At 62.2% G+C, this 8,440-nt stretch carries 11 protein-coding genes; 5 read left to right on the forward strand and 6 right to left on the reverse strand.

The genetic code is table 11. The features are described 5' to 3' along the window. Positions 1-25 precede the first annotated feature (25 nt). From EN781_RS01310 to EN781_RS01335, 6 genes are all read right to left on the reverse strand, one after another. A complete protein-coding gene (locus EN781_RS01310; RefSeq protein WP_126056531.1) occupies positions 26-490 on the reverse strand; it encodes a DUF302 domain-containing protein in 465 nt (154 codons plus the stop codon). Positions 491-534: 44 nt separating this feature from the next. Then, positions 535-1,737 carry an MFS transporter gene (locus tag EN781_RS01315; protein ID WP_126056532.1) on the reverse strand — a complete coding sequence of 401 codons (1,203 nt, stop codon included), beginning with the start codon at positions 1,735-1,737 and terminating at the stop codon, positions 535-537. Between the two features lie 90 nt (positions 1,738-1,827). Further along, entirely contained in the window at positions 1,828-2,328 is a 501-nt protein-coding gene (locus EN781_RS01320; RefSeq protein ID WP_126059243.1) for a cupin, read from the reverse strand. 187 nt (positions 2,329-2,515) lie between these two features. After that, on the reverse strand, positions 2,516-3,430 hold the full coding sequence (locus EN781_RS01325; RefSeq protein WP_126056533.1) for a LysR family transcriptional regulator: 915 nt from the start codon (positions 3,428-3,430) through the stop codon (positions 2,516-2,518). Between the two features lie 171 nt (positions 3,431-3,601). Beyond that, complete coding sequence (locus EN781_RS01330; protein WP_126056534.1) at positions 3,602-3,877, reverse strand: hypothetical protein; 276 nt, start codon at positions 3,875-3,877, stop codon at positions 3,602-3,604. A 189-nt stretch (positions 3,878-4,066) separates the two neighbouring features. Beyond that, positions 4,067-4,342 (reverse strand): hypothetical protein, encoded by a 276-nt coding sequence (locus EN781_RS01335; RefSeq protein ID WP_126056535.1) that lies wholly within the window; start codon positions 4,340-4,342, stop codon positions 4,067-4,069. 221 nt (positions 4,343-4,563) lie between these two features. Here EN781_RS01335 and EN781_RS01340 point away from each other — a divergent pair, with 221 nt between their 5' ends. The 5 genes from EN781_RS01340 to EN781_RS01360 all read left to right on the forward strand — a co-directional run bounded on the left by EN781_RS01340 (position 4,564) and on the right by EN781_RS01360 (position 8,267). Then, positions 4,564-5,424 (forward strand): hypothetical protein, encoded by an 861-nt coding sequence (locus EN781_RS01340; protein WP_127399719.1) that lies wholly within the window; start codon positions 4,564-4,566, stop codon positions 5,422-5,424. 235 nt (positions 5,425-5,659) lie between these two features. Beyond that, entirely contained in the window at positions 5,660-5,929 is a 270-nt protein-coding gene (locus tag EN781_RS01345; RefSeq protein WP_126056537.1) for a DUF2282 domain-containing protein, read from the forward strand. A gap of 43 nt (positions 5,930-5,972) precedes the next feature. After that, complete coding sequence (locus tag EN781_RS01350; protein WP_126056538.1) at positions 5,973-7,007, forward strand: DUF692 domain-containing protein; 1,035 nt, start codon at positions 5,973-5,975, stop codon at positions 7,005-7,007. Then, positions 6,994-7,779, forward strand: a complete 786-nt coding sequence (locus tag EN781_RS01355) for a DNA-binding domain-containing protein (protein WP_126056539.1) — start codon at positions 6,994-6,996, stop codon at positions 7,777-7,779. Before EN781_RS01350 ends, EN781_RS01355 begins: the two co-directional genes overlap by 14 nt. 11 nt (positions 7,780-7,790) lie before the next feature. Next, the gene (locus EN781_RS01360) at positions 7,791-8,267 is read left to right on the forward strand and encodes a DoxX family protein (RefSeq protein ID WP_126056540.1); all 477 of its coding nucleotides are present in this window, start codon (positions 7,791-7,793) and stop codon (positions 8,265-8,267) included. Positions 8,268-8,440 lie beyond the last annotated feature (173 nt).

Raw genomic sequence — 8,440 nt, forward strand, 5'->3', positions numbered from 1 at the left:
AGCGGATCTCCGGCACTGTCCGCGCTCAATTCTTTCTTACCGTCGAGGTCACGGACTGGATGACCTCCGTCGCCATCTTGAACTGCGCGGTGCGGTCGGTGATGCCGTGCCGTTTGGCGATCCAGTCGAAATCGCTGTAGGCGGCGTAAACCGAACCATCGGGGGTCTGGTAGACCAGCACCCGCACCGGCCAGTCCAGGCCGGCCTCGGGATTGGACGTGATGAAGGTAGTGCCGAGCGCCGGATTGCCGAACATCACCAGCCGGGACGGCCTGACATCGTTGCCGGCATTCTTGCCAAGCCTGGCCTGGTCGATCACGCCGAAGAACATGATGCCCTTCTTCAGCACGTCCTTCTTGATGCGAGCTACGGTCTCGACGACGGAATAGTCGCTCTTGACCGTGACGACGCCGTCGGATGCGGCGGCCGGAAGGGCAACCGCCATCAGCATGGCGGCGCCTGCAATCATGGTTTTCAGGTAGTTGGTCATGTCAATCTCCTTGGTTGGATAGCGAAGTTGTCGGTCTTTGCGTGTCACGTCCTCGGCGTTTGCAACATGCGCGCAGTCGCGATCGCGCCGGCGAGAACCGAGGCGAGCACACCCACGCACGCGGCCCAGCCGATACGGTCGTAGAGCTGCCCGATGATGAAGCTGCCGGCGAGCCCGCCCGCATAGTAGGACGCAAGGTAGATGCCGCTTGCGGCGGCGCGATCGCGCGAGGCGGTCCGGCTCACATGCCCGGTGGCTATCGCCTGCGCCAGGAAGGTGCCGATGGCGACCAAAGCCATCCCGGCAAGAACGACCGGGAGGCTGGCGGCGAGCAGCAGAAGCAGTCCGACGATCGCCAGCCCGAGTGTCGCTCCGATCCCTCCGCTCGGACCGAGACCTGCCGCGACGCGCCCGGCAAGCGGGGTCGTCAGCATCGAGGGCAGGAAGACGAAATAGACCGCGCCCAAGGCCATCGGTGTCAGCGACAGCGGTGTCGCAACGAGCTGGAAGTTCACATAGGTGAAGGTGCCGATGAAGACGAAAAGGATCAGGAAGCCGATCGCGAAACAGGCGCGCAGCTCGGCGTTTTGCAGCGGAGCCTTCCATGCGGCGCGGGCGGGCTCGCCCATCCCATCGGCGCGCATCATTGCAGAGGTCTTCTGCAGTGTGAGCCAGACAAGGGCGGCGCCGAACAGATTGAGGCCGGCGAAGATCAGAAAGTTGGTGGAGATGCCGAATGTGTCGGCGACGGCGGCTGACATCAGCCGGCCGAAGAAGTTGCTGGCAACATTGCCGGTCACGTAAGCCGCAAGCGCGCTCGTCGTCTGCCGCGCGGAGAAATGCTCGGCCAGGTAGGCCATCGTCAGCGTAAAGGCGGTCGACATGCACAAGCCTTGCGCTACGCGCAGCAGGGCGAAGACCACAATGCTGTCGGTCTGTGAAAGCAACGTCGTCGGGATCGCCAAAATGGCCAGGCTGATCCAGATGCCGTTGCGGCGATCGATGCCGCGCCCGAAGAGCGCGACGGCGATACCGGCCACCGCCATGCCGAAGGTGCTGGCATTGACGGCGAAACCCATGGTTGCGCGACTGACGCCGAATCTTGCCACCAGCGAAGGCAGGATGGCCTGAGTGGCGAACAGGTCGACAAGCGTCAGAAACGCGATCAAGGCAATCAGGCCGAAGCGCCAGCTGTCCGCGGCAACCATGCGGAGCCGCCTCGGTTCGGTATGTTCACTGGACGTCATGTCAGGCTCCGTGGCCACACGTCCCCAGGCCATCGCCCGAGGACGCGATTTTATTGCTGATGCTGGGATCTGCTGACCGCGACGAGCGGCTCACATCATGTGGTCTTCGTGCATCGCAGGCGGCAGGACGTCGGCCGAATAGAGCACCGCTGGAACCTTGCCGTTGTTCTTCCACCAGTGGGCGAGCTGGCCGAACTCGGCCGTCGCGTCGCCGGCCGGATGTTCGATGCCGACCTTACAGGTGCTGCGGTATTCGGTGATCGAGCCCTCGACCACCAGAATGTTTGCCGGGCGGACATTGTGCTCATGCCACGGCACGACGCCGCCAGGCTGAACAACGAGCTTGCGCAGGCGCAGCATGTTGCCTTTCCAGCCTTCGCCCTTGCTGCTTAAATCGATTGCGGAAAGGACCGTGTCGGTCACGCCGACCGGTTTACTGGGATGTTCCTGGATGTCGGTGGTGGCGGCCTGGCCAGCAGGGCAGTCGCCGGCGAAAACCGGAGCCACCGAGAACGCGGCGGTCGCGGTGAGAAGTCCGAGTGTCAACGCCAACTTCAGCGGCACCCGCAATGCAATAGTCTTGCAAGCCATGTCTAGTTCTCCTTTGTCGGTGCCCAATCGCGGAAGCGGGGCATGAGTGGAGAGTGACGGCAGCCTCGACGAAAGAGAAATGCTGACTGGCTCTTAATTCGATACCTGAAAACTATGATGGACAACCGCGCCAACGAGGCTGTTTCGCCACGACATTTATCGCGGCGTTAGACTTCATTTCGAATTGCTACGCAGCCGTTTTCCTGGCCGGCAGATCTATGCCGCTTTCCGGCCAGCTGTGTGCCTTGACACTGTTCACGAAGGTCGAGGTCGCCGGTGAGAACCGGCGGCCCGACACGACGACCAGCGAGACCTCCCGCCAAACCTCGGGATCGATGACAGGCCTGATCTGCAAGCCCGGGATGACGGCGCTGAATTCCGGGATGAAGCAGATGCCAAGTCCACCGGAAACCATGTTCTGGATCCAGTCTTCGCGCTCGCTGGCGTAGGATATCCTGAGCTTCACACCGCGGTCATTGCAGAGACCGGCGAGGTGGTCGCGATACTCGCAATTCAACCTTCTCAGGTAGTTCTCGCCGTCGAGTTCGGAAATGGCGACATTGTCGTTGCGAGCCAGCCGGTGGCCGTTCGGGAAGGCCAGGACGAACCGCTCGCGATAGAGCGGAGTGACGTCGAAACGCTCCGGAAAACTGTTGCTGGACGCCATGATGGCGACGTCGATCTCACCCGCTTCAAGCAGTTGCGACAGCGAAGCCGGCACACCCTCCACCAGCTGCAACTGGATGCCCTGCTGGCGTCTGTTGAAATCGGCCAGCAAGCCGGTGAAGCGACGCGGACCAATGGTGCACATGACGCCAACCTTGAGATTTGCGTTTTCCAGGCAAAGGAATTTCGACGCCTCCTGGCGCACGCCGGTCACCTCGTCGAGGATCTGCTGGAACCGCGGGCGTAGCAGGGCACCCAGATCGGTAAGGTGGGTCAGGTTCCGTTCGCGGCGAAACAGCAGGCCGCCGACCTCATCCTCCAACTGCTGGATGGCGCGCGACAGCGCTGGTTGGGTGACGTTGCATTTTTCGCCGGCGCGCGTGAAGTTCCGCGTCTCGCACACGGCCAGGAAGTAGCGGATGTGATGAATGTCCATGCCGGTTTATCCCTCTGCTGCATAGATGCATGTGCAGGTTGGAACCGTGCCGCAAACCATTCCATCACGCCAATGCATGGGGGCTATGAAGTCGATAGCGTTTCGTCATGCGCCAATGGCGGGCCAGGGCCCGCCATCAAACCCTGCAATAGTGCTCGGCGCCCGCAAGCGTCAGCTGTGATGGCCCAAAGCGAAGAGCTGGGCGCAGAACTGAGCATGCGGCTTGCTCATGGCGGCGTCGTTGCATTCCTTCATCATCGCATCCTGCGTCGCCTTCGGCATGGCTTTCCACGCCGTCTCGAAGTCGGCACTCGACTTCATCGCCTTCATGCCGGAATCGGTGAAGAAGGGCTGCATGTTGGACGGTTCGTCGAGCGCGCCGGCGAAGGCAACGCCGCCGAGCTTGGAAATGGCAAAAGCACCGAGGCAGATAGCTTTTAGATTCATTTTCAAGTCCTTCTCTGATCGGGTAGTCGCCCTATCGACGACCGTTTGACTGATTGACAGCAAGTCAGAATTTCCGAGTTCCTCATTGCTGAGTTTGATCTTGCGACGACCAGCCGGCAACCTGCCAATGCCATCTGCGTATCGAGGTTATGCCGCGCATGCATCTCGTAGATGTCTACGGTCGCACCGCTAATTAGCTCCGCCCAAAGCGAGGACGTTGGCGCAGAATTGGGCGTGGGGCTTACTCATCGACGGGTCGTTGCAAGCCTTCGTCATCTTGACCCGGTCATGCTTCGGCACGGCGAACCAGGCCTTCTTGAACCCGGCCATCGGTTTCATCGTCTGCATCGTGGCGTCCGTATAGAACGTCGGCAATGCGGCGAGGTCATTGAACGGGTCAGCTGAAGCCGGGCTCGCACCAAGACCAATTGCAAGCGCAGCCACACAGACGAGTGGTCTTCTCATCATTCACCTCCTGTTCCAGGCCGCGGTTCTGGCAACGATGCCAGAGTTGGTGACACGCATCGCCTGGCCTGATCGGGAGGAAGAGTGCGGCCCGAAAAGACCGGCAGCCAATGCAATCTGCCTATGGACTTCATGCCACCTTGGCATTTCGGCTGAAGAAGAAGATGCGGCAGTCTCCTCACCAGTCGCCCCGCCAGCGACTTTGGGATGGAGACCAAGAGATGCACGTCCAGTCCGGAACGCGAATTGACCAGGCCATCATTCCCGGGACGCGTTCCCGGCTGGAAGAGGGGCAGTCTGTCGACATCATCCTGGCAAGTGATGCACACGGCGCCTTCGTCTGGGGCGTGCTCGACCGCCTGCTGGATGAGCCGAACCTTGTCTTCAGCGCAGTTACAGCGTCCGGTTTCGGAGCTGTGGAGGCGGCGGTCCTGGCCTACGGCTTGAGCCTTGGCGGCCGGCGTGGCGCTCGGATGGCGCTCACCAACTTCTGGCGGCGCGTCAGCCACGCCTCGATGTTCTCCATCGACAGAGCCAGTCTGCTTCGATCGATACTGGAACAGTCGATCGACATCGAGCAACTCCGCGACGAGCGCTGCCCGGTGAAACTCGGCGTCCTGGCCGTCAACGCCGGCACCGACGCCGTGAAGGTCTTCACAGGCGAGCAATTGTCGATCAACGCTATCGTGGCGGCAGCCACCGTCCCGTTCCTCTCCCCGCCTGTCGAAATCGACGGCGACAGCTATTGGGGTGATGGCGAACTCTCGCAGTTGCCGCCTGCTCGGTCGCCGAAAACCAGCCATCGCCTGATCATCGCAGGTAGGCCTTCACTGTTCACGACACTATGTCCGGATCGCAGCTTCTCCTCCACCCATTGCACGACCAAATGCGCGCCGGTTCACACCATCTTCGACAGTCAATACCGAGGTGGGGCTGCGCTCTTCGCGAGACCCTGGATCGACTGGGGTGAACTGACTGGCATGCGTGACAGAGGTCGGCAATGTGCCGAAGGCTGGCTTGTCGCCGATCTTTTCGGCATCGACGAACGCCCAGCTGTCGGCTGCCGAGTCCAACACATATAGGCGCGCCTCCCTCCCGCCTAGCAGCGTCTGCTTCGCATACTCCCGAACGCAGGCGCCAAGCCCTCCGGTGGCCCCGCCGGAGGGCTTTTTCGCATCGCTCTCCAGAACATAGTGGCCGCGTATCAATTCCATGCCGAGACAGCATTTCAGCTCGGCATCACGATCGGAGAGAGTGCATGCAGACGGGCCCTGCAGGCCGGTCTTTCCCTCGAAACACCAACCAGGAGACAAGCCTGTGATCAACACCAAGACCCTCATCGGATCGGCCCTCGCGGCCGCCACTTCGCTCGCCGCGACGGCGGCCTACAGCGGTCCCTCCGCCAAGCCCGGCTTCGCCTTCGAGAAGTGCTACGGCGTCGTCAAGGCCGGCCAGAACGACTGCCAGACCGCGACGCATTCATGCGCCGGCACCGCAACCACCGACAATCAGCCGGATTCCTGGCTCTACGTGCCCGCAGGCAGCTGCGCCAAGATCACCGGCGGCAGCGACAAGCCGAAAGCCTGAACGATCCAGACTTCGAACCGACCCTCTTGAATGGAGCAGACCGATGTCCCGTGCGTTTCAGCCCCTCGCGATCCCCGCATCAGCGGGCATCGGTCTTCGCTCCCCCCACATCTCGGAGATGCTGACGCGACGGCCCTCCGCCGGCTGGCTCGAAGTTCATGCCGAGAACTACATGGGAGACGGCGCCTGCGTCGAGGCGCTAGAGCGGCTGCGTGAGATCTACCCGCTCTCGGTGCATGGCGTTGGCCTGTCGCTCGGCAGCGCGCGGGGAGTTGACCGTGCCCATCTGGAGCGCCTGCGCAAGGTCTGCGCGCGCTTCCAACCCGATCTGGTCTCGGAGCATCTCGCCTGGAGCGTTGCCGACGGCGCCTATCTCAACGATCTCTTGCCGCTGCGCTATGACGAAGAGGCGCTGGCCGTCGTTGCCCGCAATGTCGAGACCGTCCAGGACACGCTGAAGCGGCAGGTGCTCATCGAGAACCTGTCGGCCTATCTGGCCTTTGCGGACTCCTCGATGAATGAGGCCGAATTCCTGGCCGAGCTGGTGGCTAGAACAGGCTGCGGCCTGCTGCTGGACGTCAACAACGTCCAGGTTTCGGCGCACAATTTGCAGTATGACGCCAAAGCCTTCATCGATGCGCTGCCGGCCGACGCGATCGGCGAAATCCATCTTGCCGGCCACGCGATCAATCAGGTCGGTGCCGACACCGTGCTCATCGACGACCATGGCTCGCGGGTGCCGCCGGTCGTCTGGGCGCTCTACCAGCATGCCGTGGGCCGGCTCGGACCGCGCCCGACGTTGATCGAATGGGACACCGACGTTCCCGTTCTCGACGTGCTGCTTGGCGAAGCGATGTGGGCCGACATGCTGACCGCCTCGATCATGTTCAACCGTCGGCAGGTTGCGAGACGCAACCAAACGACCGAAGCCCGGTCGGCGCCCATCCGCCTTTCTCTCGAAGGTGAAACGACGACCAGCATGCCGGTGCTTGCGGCGTTTGCCGCTGCCAGAGCCGCCAGGCCGTCCATGTCCGCAGCGTTGCCGTCAATTGAGGAGGAATACCATGCTGCCGCTTGAACTCCTGCAGACCACCCTGGCGCGATCGGTGCTCGCCATGGAACCAGTCGCAGCCGCAAATGTGCTGACCGCCGGCAGGGCCGATCCGTTGGCCCGCCTGCGCATCTACCAGAACAACACGCGCAGTTCGCTGACCGCGGCGCTGATGGCGGCTTTTCCCGTCACCGTCCGGCTGGTAGACGAACGCTTCTTCCGTTATGTGGCGAGCGAGTTCATTCGACGCCACCCGCCGGTTGAATCCCGTCTTTCGCGCTATGGGGCCGGCTTCCCGCGCTTCCTGAAGACGATCGACACGCTGTCTGACATGCCGATCGTCGCCGAAACGGCGCGGCTCGAATGGGCCATAGCGGAGGCACTCGATACGGCTTCGCTGCCGCCCCGCAGCCTCGCAGAATACGACAACACCGACCTCGGGTCCTCGCCGGATATCCTGCTCCAGCCTTCACTGCGGCTGATCGTCTCGCACTGGTCGATCCTGTCGGTATGGATGGCGCATCAACAGGAGACGGCGGCCGACGAAAGCACTACCTGGACAAGGCGTCCCGAACGTGTGGCGTTGTGGCGATCGGGGAACTACGTGCGGCTTTTTCTGCTCGACCGCGCGAGCTTCGCCTTCTGGCATTCGCTGAAACACGGTCTCGGCCTCGAGCATGCCACTGGCCGTGCCCTGGCTCTCGACCCGACCTTCGACCTGGTTTCCGCCCTTATGCGTCTGTTCCGCGACAGGCTCGTCACCAACGTGCGAGTCGCCGCGAATTCCCCCTCAAATTGATGGAGATGGTCATGACCGCAATATCCGAACACTCCTCGTCCAACCCGGCCGGCTTTGTCGGCTTCTACAAGCGTATCATCAAGCTTCCCGAACACATTCCGTTTTCGCTGGTCCAACTCGCCGCACGCGTCGCGGTCGCGCATGTCTTCTGGCAGTCCGCGCAGACGAAGCTCGTATCCTGGCCGGTGACGCTGCAGCTTTTCGCCAACGAATACAATCTGCCGTTCATCGACCCGTCGATCGCGGCGCTACTGGCCACGGCGGCTGAACTGACGGGCTCGGTGTTGATATTCCTCGGGCTGTTTTCGCGCCTCGCTGCCCTGATGCTGATCGGCGTCGTCTCCGTCATCCAGATCTTCGTCTATCCGGAGAACTGGGCGGAGCACCTGCTATGGGCGTCGTTGCTGCTGCTCGTGCTGGCACGCGGCGCCGGTGTGTTCTCGCTAGACTATGTCGCGGCGCGGGTTCTCTCGGCGCCTGGAAGGTGAACATTCCGACCGAGGGGGAAAAGCACGGCGCGCATCTTCATCGATCACGCCCACCCCGAGCCCAACAGCTTCAACGGCGCCCTGACCCGCGCCGCACAGGGTTGTCTGCGGCGGGACACGAAGTTGTTGTCTCAGATCTCTATGCTATCGGCTTCAACCCCATATCAGATCGT

Source organism: Mesorhizobium sp. M4A.F.Ca.ET.090.04.2.1 (assembly GCF_003999085.1).
Taxonomy (GTDB): Bacteria; Pseudomonadota; Alphaproteobacteria; order Rhizobiales; family Rhizobiaceae; genus Mesorhizobium.

Coding starts and splice junctions, on each gene's coding strand:
- EN781_RS01310 (WP_126056531.1), bottom strand. CDS start 490: ATGACCAACTACCTGAAAACCATGATTGCAGGCGCCGCCATGCTGATG.
- EN781_RS01320 (WP_126059243.1), bottom strand. CDS start 2,328: ATGGCTTGCAAGACTATTGCATTGCGGGTGCCGCTGAAGTTGGCGTTG.
- EN781_RS01325 (WP_126056533.1), bottom strand. CDS start 3,430: ATGGACATTCATCACATCCGCTACTTCCTGGCCGTGTGCGAGACGCGG.
- EN781_RS01330 (WP_126056534.1), bottom strand. CDS start 3,877: ATGAATCTAAAAGCTATCTGCCTCGGTGCTTTTGCCATTTCCAAGCTC.
- EN781_RS01355 (WP_126056539.1), top strand. CDS start 6,994: ATGCTGCCGCTTGAACTCCTGCAGACCACCCTGGCGCGATCGGTGCTC.
- EN781_RS01335 (WP_126056535.1), bottom strand. CDS start 4,342: ATGAGAAGACCACTCGTCTGTGTGGCTGCGCTTGCAATTGGTCTTGGT.
- EN781_RS01340 (WP_127399719.1), top strand. CDS start 4,564: ATGCACGTCCAGTCCGGAACGCGAATTGACCAGGCCATCATTCCCGGG.
- EN781_RS01315 (WP_126056532.1), bottom strand. CDS start 1,737: ATGACGTCCAGTGAACATACCGAACCGAGGCGGCTCCGCATGGTTGCC.
- EN781_RS01360 (WP_126056540.1), top strand. CDS start 7,791: ATGACCGCAATATCCGAACACTCCTCGTCCAACCCGGCCGGCTTTGTC.
- EN781_RS01350 (WP_126056538.1), top strand. CDS start 5,973: ATGTCCCGTGCGTTTCAGCCCCTCGCGATCCCCGCATCAGCGGGCATC.